The following is a 20,961-nucleotide window of genomic DNA, read 5'->3' as shown; positions in this document are numbered from 1 at the left end:
CGCCGAACGATTTGTCCAGAACAACGTTACGGCCTTTCGGGCCGAGAGTAACTTTAACCGCGTCGGCAAGAATGTTCACACCTTTGAGCATCCGGTTGCGGGCGTCGGTTCCAAACTTTACGTCTTTAGCTGACATAGTTTGCTCCTAAATTGAATTTCGGGGGGACAGTTAGGCAATAATGCCCATGATGTCAGATTCTTTCATGATCAGAAGCTCTTCGCCATTGATCGTGACTTCTGTGCCGGACCATTTGCCGAACATCACGCGGTCGCCTGCTTTGACGTCCATAGCAACGCGGTTGCCGCCTTCGTCGCGTGCGCCTGCACCAACGGAAACAACTTCACCCTCAGCAGGCTTTTCTTTTGCGCTTTCGGGAATGATCAGGCCGCCAGCTGTTTTTTCTTCGCCTTCTACGCGGCGAACGACAACGCGGTCGTGAAGCGGTGTAAATGCCATCTCTCGAGGCTCCTTACGCTTGAGTTTCAATTCAGACCCGTTCAATCGGGTATTAGCACTCACTACTGACGAGTGCCAACGCGGCATAGCTAAGGTCGCTGAAGAGGTGAGTCAAGGAAAGCCTCGATGAATTTTTTCACAACACGTCTCTCTGCTGTGCCAGCTTGCACCCAAAAGATACAAAGCATAGCCTCTGATCAAGATTTGCGAGGCACCCCATGCAACTACAAGCCAATGGTATAACTCTGGAAGTTGAGGATCGCGGCGAGGTTCAAAACCCCGTACTAATCCTCATTCGCGGCCTCGGCACGCAACTCGTCCATTGGCCGGACAACCTAATCAGTGGCTTTGTTGCGGCAGGTTTTCGCACAATCGTTTTTGACAATCGCGATGTTGGCCTCTCTCAGCGCTTTGATGATGCGGGCGTGCCTTCAGATGGTGAAGCCATTATCGCCTCGGCCATTCGGGGCGATCAAATTCAAAGCGCTTACGCCCTTAAAGATATGGCCAATGATGTTATCGGAATCATGGACGCCCTCGATATCGAGCGCGCCCATATCTTTGGTATATCGATGGGAGGAGCAATCGCACAGCTCCTCGCCCTCAATCACGCCGACCGCCTCCTGACAGACACAATAATCATGAGCACCTGCCGCCCGCTCGTTGAGCGCGGAGCCGTTGCCGAGCTCTTGCCAAAGCTTGTTGCGCGCGAAGACGTCTCGCTTGAGGCCGCGCAAGATGCATTGGTTGCAGAATACGGGATGTGGGGCAGCCCCGGCTTCCCTGCTGAAGAAAGTTACATCAGAACGCAGGCGACAAACGCCTATTTGCGTGGTGGGCCAAAGGCGGCAGGCATCAATCGTCAGCTTCTTGCAACGATGGATGCACCAGACAGACGGCCAGCACTAAAGGCGCTGACCCTGCCTTGCTGCGTGATACATGGCTTAGACGATACCTTGCTCCCTCATGCGCTAGGCGCCGAGATTGCAGCGCATATCCCAGACAGCACATATCATCCTATCAAGGGCATGGGCCATATCATAACCCCATTGCTTGCCCCTGAAATCGTTCGAATCGTATCAGAATTTGTGCGCAAAACCGCCTGAGCAGGGTTAGCCGTCAGAGATCAGTTGCAGGCGTCGCCAGCCACAGAGTCACATGTATTTGCATAGCCGCCGTAAAGGTTCTGGTATGAGGCTTCGCTCATCTGGACCTGAACGAGGGTTTCGCCGGCGTTGCGAGAACCGCAAGCAGATAGGCTTGCGATCACTACGAGGGCAGCAGCGGAAAGAAAAATAGATTTACTGGTCATTGGGGCAGCTCCAAAAAATATACTGATTTAAACTTTACGCATGTCGCGCAAAATCACAAGCGCAAGATAGCGTTAACAGTTAAGGGCCTTTCGGCCAACCGTACTCAGAGCGTAAATGCCCTTCTCTTGCTTTTCAAACCAACCGTAGTGATTTGATCTCATCATTGCCGTCGCGCGTGCAATTCCCGTTGCATCTTTGACATCGCGCCCCCGGCTGGGGCCATTCTCGGCCAAGTGGCGTGCGCATTTCTCGGCATCTTGTCTATAAGCTGTGACTATTGTCATCCTCGCCATACCGCCTTCGTTCGGATCGCCCTCACGCGCCTCAAACTCTCGCATCAGCGCTGCCGCCTTCGGTTTTGACTTTCGGGGCTGGAATGGAGCGGGATCACTATGTGCTTGAACTGCGCCCGTTTCAAAATCGACCGACAACACCCCGACACCGAGCCGCTTGCAAAGCCCCACGTTTGCTTTGAACGCTTTCCAGCCCGCGCGGCCCTTCCAGCGGGGCACCGCCACATAGACACTATCGCTGATCCGTTGGCGCGCCACGGCCTGATGCATTAGCTGAAGAGAAAACCCAGTCTTGAGTTCGACTATCAGGGGAGCCTCTGCACCACGTCGGGCGACAACGTCGGCCGCGCCCACCTCACCCTTTACCTCATAGCCAAGCGCCACAAGATAGGCCTTCACAGGCGCATATAGCTTTGTTTCTTTTATCTTCTTCATCAAAGGCAATTTGCCCCGCGCGACACCTCGTGACAAGCCCACACCTGCAGTTTATAAAGCCCGCAAATCAGCGTAATCTCAGGAGCAGTTCCGATGACAACCCTTGTACTGGGCCATAAATCACCCGACACCGACAGCACAGGCTCACCTATTCTTTGGGCTTGGTATCTCAACGAAGTCAAAGGCCAAAACGCCGAGGCCGTGCTTTTGGGAGAACCAAATACAGAGGCTGCTTTCTTGCTCGCAAAATGGGACCTTCCAAAACCGCGTATCATCAGCGATCTGGACGAAAACCAACCTTGTGTCATCGTCGATACGAACAACCCAGCGGAGCTGCCCGCAGGTGTGAATAGTGCCGATGTTCAAGCGATCATTGATCACCACAAGCTCGTTGGCGGCCTTGAAACAAAAGGCCCGATCGAGATCACAATTCGCCCACTCGCGTGCACGGCTACGATTATGATCGACCTGATGGGCGACGACGCAGCCAAAATGCCTGACTGGGCCAAAGGCACAGCGCTCACCTGTATTCTCAGCGATACGCTTGAGTTCCGCTCGCCCACAACCACGCCACATGACAAAGCCGTGGCGGAGCAGCTCGCCAGCGATCTGGGGATCGACATTCCTACCTATGCTGCTGAAATGTTTGCCGCAAAGTCTGATGTATCGGCCTTCTCTGATGCTGAGCTTTTGCGCATGGACAGCAAAGAGTACGAAGTCGCAGGCACAAAGTTCCGTGTCTCCGTACTCGAAACCACTGCGCCAGATACGGTTCTCAGCCGTAAAGCCAGTCTGATGGCGGCCATGCCGACGGTTGCGTCTGAGGACGGTGTTGAGCAAGTTCTGCTCTTCGTTGTGGACATCCTCAATGAAGAAGCCACCCTGCTGGTCCCAAATGATCTGGTCAAAACAGTGGCCGAGAAAAGCTTTGGCGCGACTGTGTCCGGCGATAGCGTCGTGCTTCCAGGCATCATGAGCCGCAAAAAACAGATTATCCCAAGCCTCGCGCTCTAAGCCCATTCAAAGGAGCGCCCAAAGCGGCGCTCCTTGTCTTTATGTTTGTGCTCATCAAATACGCACTTTTGATAAATCTTGTTACATTCGCGGCTTTCGGTTGGGACAAGGCCAGTGCACGCTTGGGCCACACGAGACTGCGTGAACTTTGCCTTCTTCGATTGGGCCTTCTCGGCGGAGGGTTTGGGCTCAAGCTGGGACAGTGGCTTTTCAACCACAAGAAAGCCCCTCATCCCTTTCATAAAAAGCTCAACCGCGCGATCTGGGTCAATCTTTTGAGCCTCATCATTGCGGGCGTGCTTTATAAAGTGACGACATAGCTTCCAAGTCATCCAGAAAAACCCAGCTCTCGTCACAACCTGCTCCCTCTTTTAATGTCTGCATCCCCCTGACATAACAGGGCCAAACCCCAAAGGAGCCACCTCATGACTCGGATCATTCCCGCCCTCAGCGAAATTTCAGCGCAGTATGATGCGCTTTTTGTCGATCTCTGGGGCTGCGTTCATGATGGTGTCACAGCCTACCCTGAGGCTATCGCCGCGCTCCAAGCATACCGCAAGTCAGGCGGCATTGTGATCCTCGTAACAAACTCGCCCAAGCCCCGCGAAGGCGTTGCTACACAGCTCGGCCATTTCGGTGTGCCTGTAGATGCATATGACAGTATTGCCAGTTCAGGTGATTCAGCACGTTCAGCCATGTTTCGCGGCATGGTCGGTGAAAAAGTCTATTTTATGGGCGAGTGGACACGTGATTCTGGCTTCTTTGATCCAATCGAAATCATCAATGACCCCGCCCAGATCACTCGTGTACCACTTCAAGAGGCGGAGGGTATCGTCTGCTGCGGCCCATTTGATCCGATGGCAGATCCTGCAGTGAACCGTGCTGACTTTCTTTATGCCAAACAAAAAGGGATGAAACTCCTTTGCGCCAATCCAGACGTCGTCGTTGATCGTGGCGAAGTCCGTGAGTGGTGTGCTGGTGCTCTGGCAGCACTTTACACCGAAATGGGCGGTGAGAGCCTTTATTTTGGAAAGCCACACCCACCAATCTACGATCTGGCACGCCGCCGCCTAAATGCTTTGGCTAACAAGGTGGACAGTTCGCGAATACTCGCCATCGGGGATGGGATTCACACAGATATTCAAGGCGCGCAGGGCGAAGATATCGATTCTTTGTTCATCACTGGCGGCTTGGCCGCCTCAGAAACCAAAACGAAAAATCAACCAGACGCAGATGCACTAGAAGCCTTCGTTACAAAGCAAATGATCACCCCGACCTACGCGATTGGCCGTCTCCGGTAAGCCTCGTTTACATTTTTTAGGCTTGATTTTGCTGCAACTGCTAAGTAACAATGTTTCAACATATGGGTCCATGCAATCCCTATTGTTGCTGAGACACGTCATGCGCCGGAAAACGAGAGAGAGGGCGAAATGTTGGATAACCTGCCCCGCGGAACCATTACCATCGAAGAAATCGAGATGGGCATGATGCGCTACCTGCGCAAAACCGTCACCGATGAAGATATCGAAATGTTCGCGCAGATTTCAACTGATAGGAACCCAGTTCATCTCGATGATGACTATGCACGCGATACTATTTTTGAGGGCAGGATTGCGCACGGCATGCTTACTGCAGGCCTCATTTCGGCTGTGATTGGTGAGCAGTTACCGGGTCACGGCACTGTTTATATGGGGCAGTCTCTTAAGTTCTTAGCGCCCGTGCGTCCCGGAGACACCGTGGTCGCAGAGGTCGAAGTGATAGGGATCGATGTTGCCAAGCGCCGCGTGCAACTCGAAACGCGCTGTCTTGTAGACGGCAAGAAAGTCTTGGTTGGTGAGGCCACCGTCTTAGCGCCATCAGGCAAGTTTGACTGATCTTGCGCCAAACGTATCGAGTTGATCGCATAAAGCACTTCAGACGGGGTGAAAGCGACCAGACCGCAGAGTGCGACGCTTTGTGACAAACTCTTCTTATCCTAAGGGAAAATATATTTTCCAGCGGACCGAGCGCCTTCTTGGCGCCCAGAAAAAAAGCAGAAAGCCTAGAGGCTCTTGCACCCCGTGCCACCTAAGGCTACCCAAGCTTTATGCGTGTGATCAATTCCTATCATAATATCCCAAAGGCCGATCGTGGATCCGCCGTTGCTATCGGCAACTTTGACGGCGTGCACCTTGGGCATCAGTCCGTAATTGACGTCGCGCGCACGGCTGCCAGCCGGGCAAAGGCCCCGCTCGGTGTGCTCACATTCGAGCCGCACCCGCGCGCATACTTTGCACCACAAACTCCAGCCTTCCGCCTGATGAGTCCTGTGGCTCGGCAAAATAGATTGACCAAACTGGGTGTCGAATACCTATATGAGCTGCCATTTAACGATAGTCTCGCGGCCTTGACGCCCGAGCAATTCGCGCGTGAGGTTATCAGCGAGGGCCTCGGTTTGGCACATGTCGTGATCGGCCAAGACTTTTGCTTTGGTAAAGCGCGCGCTGGAACGGCAGAAGACCTTTTGCACTTCGGTGAGAAAATGGGATTTGGTGTCAGCATTGCGCCACTTCTTGCCACGAAGGGTGCACAAGTCTCCTCCACAGCAATACGCACCGCACTCAGTGAGGGCCGCCCACAAGACGCGGCAGCTATGTTGGGCCACTGGCACAGGCTTGAAGGCGCGGTCCAACACGGCGAAAAGCGAGGCCGCGAGCTTGGATTTCCAACAGCAAACATGCACCTGACTGATCTACATTTGCCTAAGTTTGGCGTTTATGCAGTCGAGGTCAATGTGCTCACTGGACCAAACGCAGGCAAATACACAGGCGCGGCCTCTCTCGGAACAAGACCAATGTTTGGCGAGAACACTCCAAATCTGGAGACGTTTATTTTTGATTTCAAAGGTGATCTCTATGGAGAAACCCTCTCGGTCGCTCTCGTTGAATACCTGCGCCCTGAGGAAACCTTCGGAAGCCTCGAGGCCTTTATCGCAAAGATGCATTCCGACTGCGACGAAGCACGCAAAATATTGAGCGCACTATGAACGATGCAAAAGACCCGATCGCACGCGATGGACACGCCCCCAGATTCTGGGAGCGCAAAACTCTCTCAGATATGACTACGAAAGAATGGGAAGCGCTTTGTGATGGCTGCGGAAAATGTTGCTTGAACAAACTTGAAGACGAAGACACAGGCGAGGTCGCCTTGACCCGTGTCTCCTGCCGCTTATTTGACGACACCACATGCCACTGTGCTCAATACGAAACCCGACACCAATTTGTTCCTGAGTGCATTAGCCTCAAGTCTGAAAACCTTGACACCCATCTCTACTGGATGCCGACAACCTGCGCCTACAAACTTCTCTGGCAGGGAAAACCGCTGTATGACTGGCACCCCCTGATCAGCGGCACAGCAGAGAGTGTGCATACGGCAGGGATTTCCATGCAGCACCGCACTGTGCCAGAGTTTGAAATTCCTGAAGAAGACTGGGAAGACCACATTATCGAGGAGCCAACCTAATGTATTTTGCCTCAGACAATTCAGGCCCTGCGCATCCTGAAGTTTTGGCCGCCCTCGCCAGTGCCAACACGGGTTACGCTATGCCATACGGCGCAGATACAATCATGGACGAAGTCCGCGAGACGCTTAGGTCGATCTTTGAAGCGCCAGAGGCCTCGGTCTATCTTGTTGCGACAGGAACAGCGGCAAACGCATTGGCGCTTGCCACGATGTGCGCGCCCTATGAGACAGTGTTTTGCTCGCCCACGGCCCACATCCATGAAGATGAATGCAACGCCCCGGAATTCTACACGGCGGGCGCAAAGCTATCGATCGTTGGCACGCAAGACCAGATGACCCCTGAAACTCTACGCTTCAGTATTGAAGCACAACAAACCCGCGGCGTGCATGGACCCCAACGTGGTCCAGTTTCCATTACACAAGTGACAGAGCGCGGTGCAGTTCATTCACTCGCCGAGATCAAAGCACTTTCAGATGTGGCAAAGTCTTATGGGCTCGGCGTTCATCTAGACGGCGCACGCTTTGCAAACGCACAAGCAGCTTTGGGCTGTTCGGCAGCTGAAATGACTTGGAAGGCCGGCGTTGATGTCGTGTCCTTTGGCGGCACGAAGAATGGCTGCATGGGAGTTGAAGCTGTCATATTTTTCGACCCGACCAAAGCATGGGAGTTCGAGTTGCGCCGCAAACGGGGCGCGCATCTCTTTTCAAAGCATCGCTTCCTCTCAGCCCAAATGCAGGCCTACTTGGCAGATGACCTCTGGCTTAAATCAGCCAAACAAGCCAATATAAACTGTCAGCGCCTGGCATCAGGCCTTCGCAAAGTCGAAGGAGCCCAGATTACGAACCGCCCCGACGCCAACATCATTTTTGCAGAGCTGCCCCGCGCCGCCCACCAGAGGCTCGCCGCAGCAGGTGCACGTTATTATGTTCTGGCGGGAGACATTGACACAGGCGACCCAAATAAGCCCTTACCATGCCGTCTCGTTTGCGACTGGTCGATCTCTGAGGAGCTTATCGACACATTCCTCGACGTGGCCGAAGGCTAAGTAGTTAAGGCTGTGTTAAAGCCAACTTACTTGGCTCTGAGCTCTTCATGGCGGAAGCACGTCGTCAAATGATCATTGGCAAGCCCGCAGGCTTCCATCCAAGCGTAGACGATGGTTGGACCGCAAAACTTGAAGCCCCTTTCCTTCAAATTTTTCGAAAATTTTTGGGAGAGCGCTGTTTGCGGCGGCACGTCTGCTAAACTTCCCCAAGAATTCTGTAGCGGTGCGCCGCCCACAAAATTCCAGCAATAGTCCGAGAACCCTTCCGCAGCCTCAATCTTGAGATATGCCTGAGCATTGGTAATTGTCGATTCAATCTTGCCGCGATGACGGATTATGCCCTCATTTTTCAGCAACCGCTGCACATCCTCTTCGCCCCAATCGGCTATCACTTCTGGATTAAAGCCCTGAAATGCCTCACGAAAGTTATCTCTCTTACGCAAGATAGTGATCCAACTCAAACCCGCCTGAAACCCGTCGAGCACCAGTTTCTCCCAAAGCGCACGGCTGTCCCATTCGGGCACGCCCCACTCCTTATCATGATAACGAACATACTCAGGGTCTTCCCCATGCCAGCCACATCTTATCGGTAATTTCTTTGTCATTTTCAGGACTCAGCTAAATTTTAAGGCAATTTCTTTGCTTAAACGGTTGTTAGCACATCTCACGTAATTCTCCCAACGACAGTGGCATCACTCGGGAACGCTAGGATGAAGAATATCAAACGGCCAGTTGCGCCTCATGGAGACGATGTGAACAATCCATTGGGCTATGCTGTGACTGCGCGTGATAAGTCAGTGATGCAAATGGTTGAAGTCGCTCTGAAACAAAAACAAGTTTTACTAGCCTATCAACCGATCATGCATGCTCATGCGCCATATAAGGTCGCCTTTTACGAAGCCCTTGTCCGCCTCACGGATGAGACTGGCCGCATCATTCCAGCCAAAGAATTCATCCACGAAATAGAAACCACCGAGCTCGGGCGTATCATGGATTGCATTGCGCTTGAAAAAGGCTTGCGCACGCTCGCTCGACAGCCAGATCTGCGTCTTTCAATCAATATGTCAGCTCGATCAATTGGATATCCGCGCTGGATCAGAACACTCAAGCAGGGCTTGCAGCGCAATGTGACGGTCGGCGAGCGCCTGATCCTCGAAATTACCGAGAGTTCTGCGATGACGGTGCCTGAACTGGTTATCGCCTTTATGAACGAAATACAGTCTAAAGCGGTGAGCTTTGCGTTGGATGACTTCGGGGCTGGCTACACCTCATTTCGCTACCTGAGAGATTTTTACTTTGATATCCTGAAAATAGACGGTCAATTCATTCGAGGGATTGCTCAAAACCCGGACAATCAGGTCCTCACAAGTGCGCTCAAGGCCATTGCCGATCAGTTTGACATGCTTACCGTTGCCGAGTTTGTCGAAAATCGCGAAGATGCTGTCTTTTTGGCCGATCTGGGAATTGACTGTTTGCAAGGCTACTTCTTCTCCGCACCCACCATCAGCCCTGTTTGGGAACGAAACCAAAAGGATGAGCGCAGCGCCTGATCCTGCGTCGCTTGGTCTTAGCAGGGTTGTTGCCGCAATGCGGCAAATGCGGTATGCCGATCCCGACTACTTACGCCGCAACTGTGGCTAAGTCTTTTCTGGGAAAGGAATGCTCATGACTAATGTTGTAATCGCCTCCGCTGCTCGTACGGCAGTTGGTTCGTTTGGAGGTTCGTTTGCCAATACCCCGGCTCACGACCTTGGTGCTGCTATTTTGGAAGCCGTCGTAGAGCGCGCAGGCATCGCCAAAAACGAAGTTTCTGAAACAATTCTCGGTCAGGTCCTCACGGCTGGTCAAGGCCAAAACCCTGCTCGCCAAGCGCATATCAACGCCGGTCTACCCATTGAGAGCTCAGCATGGAGCATCAATCAGGTATGCGGTTCTGGCCTTCGCGCCGTAGCTCTTGGCGCTCAGCATATTCAACTGGGTGACGCCGACATCGTCGCAGCTGGCGGCCAAGAAAATATGTCCCTTAGCCCCCACGTTGCGCATCTGCGCGATGGGATCAAAATGGGTGATATGAAGTACATCGATAGTATGATCCGCGATGGACTTTGGGATGCCTTCAACAATTACCACATGGGACAAACCGCTGAAAACGTAGCCGAGAAATGGCAGATCAGCCGTGATGAGCAAGACGCTTTCGCTGTTGCTTCCCAAAACAAGGCAGAAGCGGCTCAAAAAGCTGGCAAATTTGCAGATGAGATTGCCGCCTTTACAGTCAAGACACGCAAGGGCGAAACAATCGTGGACGCTGACGAATATATTCGCCACGGTGCTACGATGGAAGCGATGAAAAAGTTGCGCCCAGCCTTTGCGAAAGACGGAACAGTGACAGCGGCAAACGCCTCTGGCCTCAACGATGGTGCCGCTGCTGTGCTCCTGATGAGCGCTGACAATGCTGAAAAGCGCGGGATCGAACCGCTCGCTCGCATTGTATCATATGCGACAGCGGGCCTTGATCCGACAGTCATGGGCGTCGGGCCAATTTACGCCAGCCGCAAAGCTCTCGAAAAAGCGGGCTGGAGCGCAAGCGATCTTGATCTTGTGGAAGCAAATGAAGCCTTTGCGGCGCAGGCCTGCGCCGTCAACAAAGAGATGGGTTGGGATCCAGAGATCGTCAACGTTAACGGCGGCGCAATTGCAATTGGCCACCCGATCGGTGCCTCAGGATGCCGCGTTCTTAATACATTGCTCTTTGAAATGCAGCGCCGCGACGCCAAGAAAGGCCTTGCAACACTTTGCATCGGGGGAGGCATGGGTGTAGCGCTTTGCGTTGAGCGTCCTTAACTTACCAAAAATAAAGACTTATCGCGGGGCGTTCCAGATGGAGCGCCCCGTTTTTTTGCCCTTGCAGCATTTTGCTTGCGCAACATTATTGCTTAAACTATACGCATTTGGTAACAGGATTACCTGATTTAAGTGTGGAGAATGACATCATGACAAGAACAGCATTGGTTACCGGCGGGTCTCGTGGGATCGGGGCGGCGATTGCAAAACGGTTGAAAGACGATGGCTACAATGTTGCCGCGACTTATGCTGGCAATGATGATGCCGCCGCTGCCTTTACCGCTGAGACCGGCATCAAGACTTATAAGTGGAATGTGGCTGACTATGATGAGTCTGCTGCTGGGCTTGCGAAAGTCGAAGCCGAAGTCGGTCCGATTGATGTCGTGGTTGCAAACGCGGGCATTACCCGCGACGCGCCTTTCCACAAAATGACGCCGCAGCAATGGCACGAAGTGATCGATACAAACCTCACAGGTGTTTTCAACACGGTTCACCCGATCTGGAACGGTATGCGGGACCGAAAATTTGGTCGTGTGATCGTCATAAGTTCAATCAATGGACAAAAGGGCCAGTTCGCCCAAGTCAACTACGCAGCAACAAAAGCTGGGGACTTGGGGATTGTAAAATCACTGGCCCAAGAAGGTGCGCGCGCTGGCATCACGGCGAACGCGATCTGCCCTGGGTATATCGCCACAGAAATGGTCATGGCGGTTCCTGAAAAAGTCCGTGAGTCCATCATTGGTCAAATTCCAGCAGGCCGTCTGGGCGAGCCTGAAGAAATTGCACGCTGCGTTGCCTTCCTCGCCTCTGATGATGCGGGCTTCATCAATGGCTCCACGATCTCGGCAAATGGTGGTCAGTTCTTCGTCTAAACGATCAAAACCAAAGTCCTTGGCCGCGCTGAAAAGTGCGGCCTTTTCTTTGACCCTGCCATATAAAAAACGCGCCCCAAAAACGTGAGGCGCGTCAAAAATTGCGTTTAAAATCAGGCTGATGTCGTCTCGAAGCGAGAGATTTGCTCTTTAATTTTAAGCTTTTGCTTTTTGAGGTCTGCGATTTCGGCATCTGAGGCACTTGGCGTGCGCTGGAGAGTTTCGACACGATCCGAGAGGGTCTGGTGTTTTCTCTTCAGTTCTTCAACATGGGAATTCAAGCTCATTGCAATCTCCTCTCAAAATGTTGCGTCTTTAGTCGAGCATATCAAACATAAGAAGTCACGCCGCAGATGCGAGAGGACGGGCAAAAAAATGCAATCATTTTTCCGGGAAGGGCAAAGAAGCAGCATCGCGCAAAACTTCGGCAATCTCGTCCGTGTAGCTTTCTGCGTCGGCTGTGTGCGCAACGCCCTTATGCATCAAGAGCCCAGCATGCAAACGAAAGGCAGCGCGGCCAGAGTGACGGGCGCGCAGCAATACAAGCTGTGAGGGCTGGCCCCCACGCGGCAGAATGGGCCATAGCTCGCAAGAGCCAAGGTAGTCCGGTAGCCCTGCCAGCAGCTCAGGCACACGCTCCGCTCGACAAATGAGCGTCAGATAACCTTTTGGCAGAAGGCGGCGCGCGGCGGCCTCAAGCCAGAGTGGAAGCGATGCGCCGCCCAGTGCGGTTTCGCGGAATGTGTCAGGGGCTTTGGAGCCTGTCTCACGATCAAAGTACGGAGGGTTGGTTAACACATGGTGAAAGCGCCGTTCTTTCAACGCGGCGGGCATGTCAGCAACGTCTCCTTGATGGACCGTGAAGGCGATTTCGTTCTCGGCTGCGTTCTTCTCGGCCAATGCGGCGTAAAACGGTTGGAGTTCCAAGCCGTGGAGTTCCAAGCCCTCAACCCGCCGCCCCAGACAGAGCGCAGCGGCGCCTACTCCGCAGCCCAGATCAAGAACGCTTTCACCAGCTTTGGCGGCAATACTCGCCGCCAGCAGCACAGGATCAACCCCTGCACGGTAGCCTTGCTTTGGTTGCCAGAACTTCAAGCGCCCGCCCAGAAAGGCATCATGCGTGAGATCAGGGGTGCTCATCGACGTCCAACCCGTTGTCCCGCAGTGTCTTTGCAGCCGCGTCATAATCTGCCGCAACGACCATAAGCCGGCGCGGGAAAATTCCTATGCCGCCTTCCAGCACGCTCATATTTACGTCCATTTCAAACACCGCTATACCCTCGCCCTGAAGCAGCGCTTGGGCAAAGGCCAGATCGGCCATATTGTTCGTGCTAAGAAGTTGTTTCATAAAGTGAATATGACCATTCGGCAGCAAATGTCGAGATGTCTGACGGGAGCGTGAAGAGCTTGAACGGATCGGCAAACAAACCGCACGAGAGACTGGCTGCACATTTGGCCACAGGCATGGAGGCGGTCAACGCCTTGATCCGCGAGCGGATGGCCTCCGAACATGCGCCCCGCATCCCTGAAGTCACACAACATTTGGTTGAGGCGGGCGGCAAGCGCCTGCGCCCGATGCTGACACTCGCCGCAGCCGAACTTTGCGGCTATGAGGGCCCCTATCATGTGCATCTCGCAGCAACTGTAGAGTTCATCCACACGGCGACATTGCTGCACGATGATGTGGTCGACGAAAGCGAAAAGCGGCGTGGCCGCCCGACGGCTAACCTCTTGTGGGACAATAAAAGTTCTGTTCTTGTCGGCGATTATCTTTTCTCGCGTTCGTTCCAGCTTATGGTGGAAACAGGCAATTTACGGGTGCTTGATATTCTCGCCAATGCCTCAGCGACGATTGCCGAGGGCGAGGTTTTGCAGCTGACGGCAGCGCAGGATTTGGCCACAACAGAAGCGATCTATTTGCAGGTTGTGCGTGGCAAGACAGCTGCGCTTTTCTCAGCGGCCACGGAAGTGGGCGGCGTGATCGCTGGCGCGCCGGAGGCGCAAGTGAAGGCGCTGTTTGATTATGGTGATGCGCTCGGGATCGCTTTCCAAATTGTTGACGATCTACTTGATTACAAAGGATTTTCAGGCGCAACAGGCAAGAACATTGGCGACGACTTCCGCGAGCGCAAGCTAACCCTGCCTGTGATCAAGGCGGTGGCCTTGGCAGACGCCGAGGAGCGTGCTTTCTGGAGCCGCACTATTGAAAAGGGCGACCAGCGTGACGGCGACCTTGAGCATGCCATTGATTTGCTTGAAAAACATGGTGCTTTGGAAGCCGCACGGCAGGACGCCTTGGGGTATGCTGCCAAGGGGCGCGCGGCGCTTCAGGCGATGCCAGAGCACCCGCTGCGCGAGATGCTCGAATCGCTTGCAGAGTTCGTTGTGTCGCGGATCAGTTAAGGCTGCGCCCCGCTCGGTTAACGGCGTGCTGAAGCGCTGATTCTAGGGGGGTGATATGCGTGCACAACCCGTGCACAACCTGTGCACCGCGTGACTCGATAAAAGTTAACCGAAATTAAGATAACGCAGCGTTCGTTGGTGTGGACGGGCAGCGCCATCCCAAGGCAGGGATTAAGCGGCCGCGCGCTCGGACTGAAGCGCCTTGAGTGCCTCGGCGACAATCTGAAACGAGCGGATGCGCGCGGCGTGATCGTGGATCATACCAGTGACCATGAGTTCATCGGGCTCATGGCGCGCGATGAGAGCGGCGAGCTGCGCTTTGACTGTGTCGGGCGCGCCTGTGGCCGAGCAGCCGAGCGCTTGGCGCACACCCGCAAGGACAGGCGCGGGCACTTCGGCCTCAATATCGTCAACGGGCAGCGGCAGCTTGCCGGGCCGACCCGTGCGCAGACGGGCGAAAGCGAGCATTTGGGACGTGCGCAGAAATGCAGCCTCTTCGTCTATCTCTGCGGCGCAGGCCCCTGCGGCCACGACAACATAGGGCGCGGCGAGCCTGCCTGACGGACGGAAGCTGTTGCGATAAATATAAAGCGCCTCCTCCAAGAGATCGGGTGCAAAGTGAGAGGCGAAGGCATAGGGCAAGCCGAGCATGGCCGCGAGCTGAGCGCCGTAAAGCGAAGAGCCAAGAATCCACACGGGCACCTCTGTGCCCTCACCCGGAATGGCGCGCACGCGGGCCCCTGATGTATCGCCGAAGTAGTGGAGCAGCTCCTGAACATCGGTTGGGAAACTGTCTTCGGATACCATGTGACGGCGCAGGGCGCGGGCGGTTTCCATATCGGTTCCGGGCGCGCGCCCAAGGCCGAGGTCTATTCTGTTCGGGTAGAGCGTGGCCAATGTGCCAAACTGCTCGGCGACGACAAGCGGTGCGTGATTGGGTAGCATCATGCCCCCTGCCCCGATGCGCATATGTTTGGTGGCTCCCGCCACATGGCCGATAACCAAAGGGGTCGCGGCGCTGGCGATACCGGGAATATTGTGATGCTCTGCCAACCAGTAGCGGTGATAACCTGCGGCCTCGGCCGCTTGGGCAAGGCTCACCGTATTGCGCAGGGCATCCGCGGCTGTCTGACCCTCTGGGATTGGTGAAAGATCAAGGAGGGAGAAGTGTTTCATGCGCTAGGTTTAGGCTCGCGCGGGGGACTTGCCAAGAGCTGATGCTGTGGGTTTGGCGGGACGTGCCTTAGAACGCCTCGGGGCGCGCCTCGCGGGCCATATGATCGAGCACGGCGTTAACGAAGCTGGCTTCTTTGCCTTCGGGGTGGAACGCGCCCGCGACGTCAACGAACTCTTTGATCACGACTTTGGGCGGCGTGTCTGTCTGGCTCATTTCGGCCCCTGCGGCGCGGAAGAGCGCGCGCAATGTCGGGTCAATCCGACCCAGCGGCCATTTGGCGACAAGGGCGCGGTCTGTCATTTGGTCGATGGCGGCTTGGTAGCTGACGGCGTTTTCCATCAGCGTGGCGAAGAGTTCCATATCCCCGTCTTGCATCTCGCCCTCATCATAGGACGCGCCAAAGCGGTGCTCGGCAAATTCGGCCATCACGGCTTCGACCGTTTGATGGGAATGTTCCATCTGAAAAAGCGCCTGAACAGCATAGAGCCGTGCGGCAGATTTCATTTTGCGTTTTTGGTTGCCTGAGAGCGTCATTCGGAACGGTTGCCTTTGGTGGTTTGGGCCAGCTGATACTCTTCGGTGTCGGGCTTGAAACCTGGTGTAGCGCGCTGAGAGCCCCACTTACGGGCGAGCGCAACAAGATGCAAGGCTGCCGCAGCCGCTCCGCCACCTTTGTTCATGTCTGCCGGATTGGCGCGCTCTTCGGCTTGGGCCATGTTTTCGACCGTCAGGATGCCGTTGCCGATGAAGAGGCCTTGGAGGCCGAGAAGTGTGAGGGCGCGGGAGCTGTCATTGCAGACTGTCTCGTAGTGCGTGGTGGCGCCGCGGATGACGCAGCCCAGCGCCACATAGCCATCATAATTGGACAAGCGCTCGGCGGTTGCGATGGCGGTGGGCACTTCGAGCGCACCTGGCACTTCGATGAGATCGCATGTCGCGCCTGCGGCAGCGATTTCGGCGCGTGCCCCTACGATCATGTCATTGGTGATATCGCGGTAATAGGGCGCAACCACGATCAGGAGCTTCACGGGCGCGTCAAAGCTCGGACGCGGCAGGATATAGTGGGACTGGGAGCTTGCCATGGATCAGGCCTCCGTGATCGGGCGTGTGCCAGTGATCGAGAGACCATAGGCGTCAATGCCGACATATTTGGTTCGAGGGGAGTTTGTGAGCAGGATCATTTCGGTGATGCCGAGGCTCGCGATAATTTGGGACCCGAGACCTGTGTGCTTGATGATACGCGGGGCGTCTTCATCGGCGGCAAATGTCAGGCGCGGGTGCGGTTCGCGGAAGAGGATCACCGCGCCACGGCCTTCAGCCGCGACGATACGCATGGCTTTGTGCAGCTCATCAGAGGGCGTGGGGCCGAGGCCAAGCACATCCTCTAGCTCGTTGAGCGCATGGGTGCGCACGAGAACGGGGGCCTCGGTAGTCACATCCCCTTTAAGGAGCGCGATATGCTCTGTTCCGCTGATCTGGTCGTTGAAAACGCGCATGTCCCATGTGCCGCCAAACTCGGAGGTGACGCTTTCCTGGCGGGTCTGGGTCACGAGGTTGTCGTGGGTGTGGCGGTAAGCGATGAGATCAGAGATGGTGCCGATCTTGAGGCCATGCTCGGCGGCGAACGCGACGAGGTCGGGCAAGCGGGCCATTGTGCCATCGTCTTTCATGATCTCGCAGATCACGCCAGCGGGCTTGCAGCCTGCGAGGCGGGCGATATCAACCGCCGCCTCTGTGTGGCCTGCGCGTACGAGCACGCCGCCGTTGCGGGCGCGCAGCGGGAAGACGTGACCCGGCGTCGCGATCGCGGCGGAGGAGTTTTTCTCATCGATCGCGGTGGCGATTGTCAGGGCGCGGTCAGAGGCCGAAATCCCGGTGCTGACACCTTCGCGGGCTTCGATTGAGACGGTAAAGGCCGTCTCGTGGCGTGAAGAGTTGTTGACCGCCATCATCGGCAGCCCCAAGCGGTCAATCCGATCGGATGTCATTGGCAGGCAAATCAGGCCGCGCCCGTGGGTGGCCATAAAGTTTACGGCGGCCGCATCGGCAAATTCAGCCGCGATCACAAGATCACCCTCGTTCTCGCGATCTTCATGATCGACGAGAACAAACATCTCTCCCGCACGTGCGGCACTGATGATCTCTTCTATCGGTGAAATCGCGCTTTTCAGGCTCGCTTCCAGCGGTCCGGGGGTCGTGTATGCGTTGGTCATGAGGGCCTCATTGCTTGCGCCGAAGGGCTTAGCAGGAGGGCGCGCTTTTGACCAGAGCCGGAAATGGGTCTCGGGCAGGTCATCATTTCGTTTAGCTTTATTAAGCCTGGTATTAATCTTTCATTAATTAGTGTGTTTTATCACATTTGCCTAAAGGATTAAGCGGCGAACCGTTCTGAGGTGGTGACACGCAACAGCGTTTTGACACATCACTAATAAAGAAGAGGTCCAGCCATGGCAGAAACCGACCACCTTTACACGCGTGCCGAGGCACCTGATCTGCATGTTTTGAACTTCAAGGTCACGCGGCTTTGGTTTGCGGCTTTGGCACTTGTTTTTGTCAATTATGGCCTTCTGACCAATGTGCTGGGCTGGACACTTTACTGGCAGCCCGCGGGCGACGGCGCTGCAACAAAGGTTGTGACGGCGCTCTCGATCTCTATTGGGGCAATCGCTTTCTTCCTCAGACAAAACAGCCTTCAAGTCCAGCTCGGATTTTTTCTGACCTTTTTGGCACTTGGCCTTGCTATATCAACCCGCGCCTTAGAGCTATTTCCTGCAAATGCAGGCTGGGCTTTGGAAGGCAAAATGGGCTGGAATACCCTCGCTGTTATCGTCCTTCTCAGCCTCTCAGGCCTCCTGAGGCGGCGCTACTATAATGTGGCGGTTGTTGGTGTCCTTGTTGCCATGACCTTTATCTTCAACGCGATCATCGGGCAGAGCTTTGGCCTGCGCCTCCTCGGCGGGGAGATGTCCTTTGCCACGACAGGGGCTTTGCTCTTCCTCACTTTGGCCACAGCCACACTCTTTACTGGTTTTAAGCCAACACGCGTTTTCTTTCTGAATTCCGAAATTGGGCAAGTCACCCGCTCTCTGGCTTTTGTCAGTATGGTCGCGCCTTTGGCCTGCGGCCTGTTCTTGAACCAAGTTCTGAAGGAAACAGATCAGAAACTCCCATTTGAAGCACATCTGATTTCGACCATTATCTGGGCGGGCATTCTGAACGCGATCCGCGCAGGCAACAGGCTTGAAAAAGCTGATGCGCTGCGCCGTGCCGCAGAAGAGCGACTGGTGCGCATTGCCACCCATGATCCGCTTACAGGCTGTTTGAACCGTGCGGGGCTTGAGCAAGCCCAATACCGTACCCCCGCTGACACGGAGACTGATGAGCGCTGGGCAATTGGTGTGTTTGATCTGGACCATTTCAAACGCATCAATGACACCTATGGTCACCGTATTGGTGACCGTGTGTTGCAAGAGGTTCGCCCTGCTTTGAGCCACGTCATGCGGCCCGACGAGCGGATCACGCGTTGGGGCGGGGAAGAATTTGTGCTGTGCTTACGCTATAGTGACCTGCATGTTCTGGAGAGGCGAGTTGAAGAGATGCGCCTTGCGCTTGCGAGTATTCCTAAGCGGCTGCAAAAAGCGGGCAAGGTTACGCCACGCAACGTCACGGCATCCGTTGGGGTGTGCCTCTATGGGGCGAGCCAAGGCTTTGCCGAGACACTCGCCAAAGCTGACGAGGCGCTCTTTGCTGCCAAGAAAACAGGACGCGACCGCGTGGTTTTTTTCACAGATATCGCGCGCGGGCCTGCGGCCAGCAGGCCCTGCCAGCACACAATCCATCCCGCCCAAGAACCTGCGACAGGCGAAATGCAGCAGCGCGACATCTGGCTGACTGACATGAAGATTGCGCCCCACAGTGACTAAACGCCTTGGGGACGGCCTCTGCCTCAGAACTGCCAGAGGCTTGGCACAAACCGATACGCCTCGCCATCACGCATCACATGGCCGACCCCCGGGAAGGGGAAGTGATAGCCCAACAGCGCAACACGGTCGGTTGCGGCCATATCAAGCAGCGCTTGGCGGGTTTTGACTGTCTGCTCGCCGTCCGCATCAAAGCCGTTGAACCATGTCGGCTGGGCAAAGTTTGTCCAAGCATGGCTCATGGCGTCGCCCAGCGCGATAAGGGATTGATCGCCGCTGTCCAGACGCACAGACATATGGCCGGGCGTGTGACCCGGTGTGTTGATGAGCGTGACGCCAGAAACAACTTCGTAGCCCTCACTTGCCAGCGTCCACTCGACCCCTTCTGTGGCAAAGCTGTTGACCGCGCCAGCGACGAACTGGAGCATTTCGGGGCTGACCTGATCTGCGAGGCCGTCTTGGCTCCAGTAGGCATGCTCTGCCTCGCCGATGATATATTCGGCTTCAGGGAAGAGCGGCTCATCAAAGTCGTCGCGGATGCCCCAGATGTGATCGGGGTGCGCGTGGGTGATCACGACATGGGTGATGTCACTTGGAGTGAGGCCTGCGGCTTCCAGATTGCTGACAAGGCGGCCTGTGGTTTCGAACCAGCGGTTGCCAGAGCCGACATCTACGAGGATTTTGGCCTCGGCTGTCTCGATCAGGAGGTGATTTGTATGGCTGTAGCCCTCTTCTGGCGAGAGATAATGCGCGGTGAGAAAGGCCTGCACCTCTTCGCGGGGGGCGTTGACCCCAAGGCCCGTTGTGGGCACGGAAAAGAAGCCATCGGAGAGCACGCTGAGCTGCATATCGCCCATGGAAAAGCGGAAAACACCGCCATTGCCTGCGGCGGGTGCGCCAAGCGGCGCGGCGGACGCCTGCGCCAGCGTGGCGGGCAGCGCAAAGGCAGGCATCGCTGCGGCAATTTTGAGGATGTCACGGCGGGTTGGTTTGATCAGGCTCATGGCAGGCTCCCTTGTTTGACTTTGGGGGAGTCTAGGGCCGCGCGCGCCAAACGCAATGCTTTTCGTGAATGTGTTAGATGCTTTCGGCGAGGCGAGCGACGTAGCGCGCGAGCGTGTCGATTTCGAGGTTGATCAGGTCACCAACTTCAGCGGCGCCCCATGTGGTCGCGTCTTTGGTGTGGGGGATGAAATTGATCCCGAAGCTTGCGCCCTCGACCTCGTTGACGGTGAGCGATGTGCCGTTCAAAGCGACGGAGCCTTTGGGCGCGATGAAGCGGGCGAGCTCTTTTGGGGCTTGGAGCGTGACGCGGGTGCTGTCGCCTTCGTCTTTCATGGCCGTGATGCGCGCGACGCCGTCCACATGGCCAGAGACAATATGACCGCCAAGCTCATCGCCGACTTTGAGCGCGCGCTCCAGATTGACACGACCGCCTTTGACCCATGTGCCGATGTTGGTTTTGGTCACACTTTCAGCAGAAATCTCGACATCAAACCAGCCCTCGCCCAGCGCGATGGCTGTCAGGCAGACACCGTTGCAGGCGATGGATGCGCCGATATCAACTGTTTTGGTGTCATAAGACGTGCCGATGCGCGCGCGCAGATCGCCACGCTGCTCAAGCTCAAGAATGGTGCCGATATCTGTGATGATGCCTGTGAACATGGGGCTGCCTTTCGCGCTGATGGG

26 protein-coding genes are annotated in these 20,961 nt (G+C 55.4%); 13 read left to right on the top strand and 13 right to left on the bottom strand.

The features are described 5' to 3' along the window. Positions 1–169: 169 nt before the first annotated feature. Positions 170–457: a co-chaperone GroES gene (locus tag P8O11_RS03975; protein WP_089889399.1), complete on the bottom strand. Its 288-nt coding sequence runs from the start codon at positions 455–457 to the stop codon at positions 170–172. A gap of 218 nt (positions 458–675) precedes the next feature. Between P8O11_RS03975 and P8O11_RS03970 the strand changes: the two genes are divergently transcribed. Continuing rightward, on the top strand, positions 676–1,563 hold the full coding sequence (locus tag P8O11_RS03970; RefSeq protein ID WP_300291877.1) for an alpha/beta hydrolase: 888 nt from the start codon (positions 676–678) through the stop codon (positions 1,561–1,563). Positions 1,564–1,583: 20 nt separating this feature from the next. Here P8O11_RS03970 and P8O11_RS03965 read toward each other — a convergent pair whose 3' ends face one another. After that, positions 1,584–1,769: a hypothetical protein gene (locus P8O11_RS03965; RefSeq protein ID WP_300291875.1), complete on the bottom strand. Its 186-nt coding sequence runs from the start codon at positions 1,767–1,769 to the stop codon at positions 1,584–1,586. A gap of 72 nt (positions 1,770–1,841) precedes the next feature. Beyond that, a complete protein-coding gene (locus P8O11_RS03960) occupies positions 1,842–2,498 on the bottom strand; it encodes a DUF2161 domain-containing phosphodiesterase (RefSeq protein WP_300291873.1) in 657 nt (218 codons plus the stop codon). 93 nt (positions 2,499–2,591) lie between these two features. On the opposite strand from P8O11_RS03960, the gene P8O11_RS03955 reads away from it, so the two are divergent. The 7 genes from P8O11_RS03955 (at position 2,592) to P8O11_RS03925 (ending at position 8,059) form a co-directional block, all read left to right on the top strand. After that, positions 2,592–3,512 (top strand): manganese-dependent inorganic pyrophosphatase, encoded by a 921-nt coding sequence (locus P8O11_RS03955; protein ID WP_300291870.1) that lies wholly within the window; start codon positions 2,592–2,594, stop codon positions 3,510–3,512. Positions 3,513–3,553: 41 nt separating this feature from the next. Then, on the top strand, positions 3,554–3,832 hold the full coding sequence (locus P8O11_RS03950) for a DUF1294 domain-containing protein (protein ID WP_300291868.1): 279 nt from the start codon (positions 3,554–3,556) through the stop codon (positions 3,830–3,832). Positions 3,833–3,937: 105 nt separating this feature from the next. Continuing rightward, positions 3,938–4,813, top strand: a complete 876-nt coding sequence (locus P8O11_RS03945) for a TIGR01459 family HAD-type hydrolase (RefSeq protein ID WP_300291866.1) — start codon at positions 3,938–3,940, stop codon at positions 4,811–4,813. A 129-nt stretch (positions 4,814–4,942) separates the two neighbouring features. Next, complete coding sequence (locus tag P8O11_RS03940; RefSeq protein ID WP_089889380.1) at positions 4,943–5,386, top strand: MaoC family dehydratase; 444 nt, start codon at positions 4,943–4,945, stop codon at positions 5,384–5,386. A 212-nt stretch (positions 5,387–5,598) separates the two neighbouring features. Next, on the top strand, positions 5,599–6,537 hold the full coding sequence (locus P8O11_RS03935) for a bifunctional riboflavin kinase/FAD synthetase (protein ID WP_300291863.1): 939 nt from the start codon (positions 5,599–5,601) through the stop codon (positions 6,535–6,537). Then, positions 6,534–7,013 carry a YcgN family cysteine cluster protein gene (locus tag P8O11_RS03930; RefSeq protein ID WP_300291861.1) on the top strand — a complete coding sequence of 160 codons (480 nt, stop codon included), beginning with the start codon at positions 6,534–6,536 and terminating at the stop codon, positions 7,011–7,013. Before P8O11_RS03935 ends, P8O11_RS03930 begins: the two co-directional genes overlap by 4 nt. Further along, positions 7,013–8,059, top strand: a complete 1,047-nt coding sequence (locus tag P8O11_RS03925) for a low specificity L-threonine aldolase (protein WP_300291859.1) — start codon at positions 7,013–7,015, stop codon at positions 8,057–8,059. Before P8O11_RS03930 ends, P8O11_RS03925 begins: the two co-directional genes overlap by 1 nt. A 26-nt stretch (positions 8,060–8,085) precedes the next feature. Here the strand turns inward: P8O11_RS03925 and P8O11_RS03920 are convergent, their stop codons facing one another. Further along, positions 8,086–8,664 (bottom strand): DNA-3-methyladenine glycosylase I, encoded by a 579-nt coding sequence (locus P8O11_RS03920; RefSeq protein WP_300291856.1) that lies wholly within the window; start codon positions 8,662–8,664, stop codon positions 8,086–8,088. Between the two features lie 105 nt (positions 8,665–8,769). On the opposite strand from P8O11_RS03920, the gene P8O11_RS03915 reads away from it, so the two are divergent. From P8O11_RS03915 to phbB, 3 genes are all read left to right on the top strand, one after another. Then, positions 8,770–9,609, top strand: coding sequence for an EAL domain-containing protein (locus P8O11_RS03915; protein ID WP_300291854.1), 840 nt, complete (start codon positions 8,770–8,772; stop codon positions 9,607–9,609). Positions 9,610–9,724: 115 nt separating this feature from the next. Further along, positions 9,725–10,900, top strand: a complete 1,176-nt coding sequence (locus tag P8O11_RS03910) for an acetyl-CoA C-acetyltransferase (protein ID WP_300291852.1) — start codon at positions 9,725–9,727, stop codon at positions 10,898–10,900. Positions 10,901–11,049: 149 nt separating this feature from the next. Continuing rightward, the gene (gene phbB / locus P8O11_RS03905) at positions 11,050–11,772 is read left to right on the top strand and encodes an acetoacetyl-CoA reductase (RefSeq protein WP_271437213.1); all 723 of its coding nucleotides are present in this window, start codon (positions 11,050–11,052) and stop codon (positions 11,770–11,772) included. 113 nt (positions 11,773–11,885) lie between these two features. On the opposite strand, the gene P8O11_RS03900 is transcribed toward phbB, so the two are convergent. The 3 genes from P8O11_RS03900 to P8O11_RS03890 form a co-directional block, all read right to left on the bottom strand. Then, a complete protein-coding gene (locus P8O11_RS03900; RefSeq protein ID WP_089889359.1) occupies positions 11,886–12,059 on the bottom strand; it encodes a YdcH family protein in 174 nt (57 codons plus the stop codon). Between the two features lie 94 nt (positions 12,060–12,153). After that, a complete protein-coding gene (locus P8O11_RS03895) occupies positions 12,154–12,912 on the bottom strand; it encodes a methyltransferase (protein WP_300291847.1) in 759 nt (252 codons plus the stop codon). Then, positions 12,899–13,120 (bottom strand): DUF2007 domain-containing protein, encoded by a 222-nt coding sequence (locus P8O11_RS03890; RefSeq protein ID WP_300291845.1) that lies wholly within the window; start codon positions 13,118–13,120, stop codon positions 12,899–12,901. Before P8O11_RS03890 ends, P8O11_RS03895 begins: the two co-directional genes overlap by 14 nt. Positions 13,121–13,155: 35 nt before the next feature. Between P8O11_RS03890 and P8O11_RS03885 the strand changes: the two genes are divergently transcribed. Further along, positions 13,156–14,175, top strand: a complete 1,020-nt coding sequence (locus P8O11_RS03885; RefSeq protein ID WP_300291843.1) for a polyprenyl synthetase family protein — start codon at positions 13,156–13,158, stop codon at positions 14,173–14,175. Positions 14,176–14,346: 171 nt separating this feature from the next. On the opposite strand, the gene P8O11_RS03880 is transcribed toward P8O11_RS03885, so the two are convergent. From P8O11_RS03880 to ribB, 4 genes are all read right to left on the bottom strand, one after another. Further along, positions 14,347–15,351 carry an LLM class flavin-dependent oxidoreductase gene (locus P8O11_RS03880; RefSeq protein WP_300291841.1) on the bottom strand — a complete coding sequence of 335 codons (1,005 nt, stop codon included), beginning with the start codon at positions 15,349–15,351 and terminating at the stop codon, positions 14,347–14,349. Positions 15,352–15,418: 67 nt separating this feature from the next. After that, positions 15,419–15,886: a transcription antitermination factor NusB gene (nusB, locus tag P8O11_RS03875; protein WP_089889345.1), complete on the bottom strand. Its 468-nt coding sequence runs from the start codon at positions 15,884–15,886 to the stop codon at positions 15,419–15,421. After that, positions 15,883–16,434: a 6,7-dimethyl-8-ribityllumazine synthase gene (locus P8O11_RS03870; protein WP_300291838.1), complete on the bottom strand. Its 552-nt coding sequence runs from the start codon at positions 16,432–16,434 to the stop codon at positions 15,883–15,885. The genes nusB and P8O11_RS03870 overlap by 4 nt, the downstream gene beginning before the upstream one ends. Before the next feature lie 3 nt (positions 16,435–16,437). Next, a complete protein-coding gene (gene ribB, locus P8O11_RS03865; protein WP_300291836.1) occupies positions 16,438–17,565 on the bottom strand; it encodes a 3,4-dihydroxy-2-butanone-4-phosphate synthase in 1,128 nt (375 codons plus the stop codon). A 234-nt stretch (positions 17,566–17,799) separates the two neighbouring features. Here ribB and P8O11_RS03860 point away from each other — a divergent pair, with 234 nt between their 5' ends. Next, a complete protein-coding gene (locus P8O11_RS03860) occupies positions 17,800–19,275 on the top strand; it encodes a GGDEF domain-containing protein (RefSeq protein ID WP_300291834.1) in 1,476 nt (491 codons plus the stop codon). Between the two features lie 23 nt (positions 19,276–19,298). Here P8O11_RS03860 and P8O11_RS03855 read toward each other — a convergent pair whose 3' ends face one another. Together P8O11_RS03855 and P8O11_RS03850 are read right to left on the bottom strand one after the other, a co-directional pair. Then, the gene (locus P8O11_RS03855) at positions 19,299–20,276 is read right to left on the bottom strand and encodes an MBL fold metallo-hydrolase (protein WP_300291832.1); all 978 of its coding nucleotides are present in this window, start codon (positions 20,274–20,276) and stop codon (positions 19,299–19,301) included. Between the two features lie 73 nt (positions 20,277–20,349). Next, the gene (locus P8O11_RS03850; protein ID WP_300291830.1) at positions 20,350–20,937 is read right to left on the bottom strand and encodes a riboflavin synthase; all 588 of its coding nucleotides are present in this window, start codon (positions 20,935–20,937) and stop codon (positions 20,350–20,352) included. Positions 20,938–20,961 lie beyond the last annotated feature (24 nt).

The sequence above is a fragment of the Lentibacter sp. genome (assembly GCF_029254145.1).
GTDB lineage: Bacteria > Pseudomonadota > Alphaproteobacteria > Rhodobacterales > Rhodobacteraceae > Lentibacter.
The sequence above is the reverse complement of the archived record's forward strand: the minus strand, read 5'-3'. Positions and strand labels throughout refer to the sequence as shown.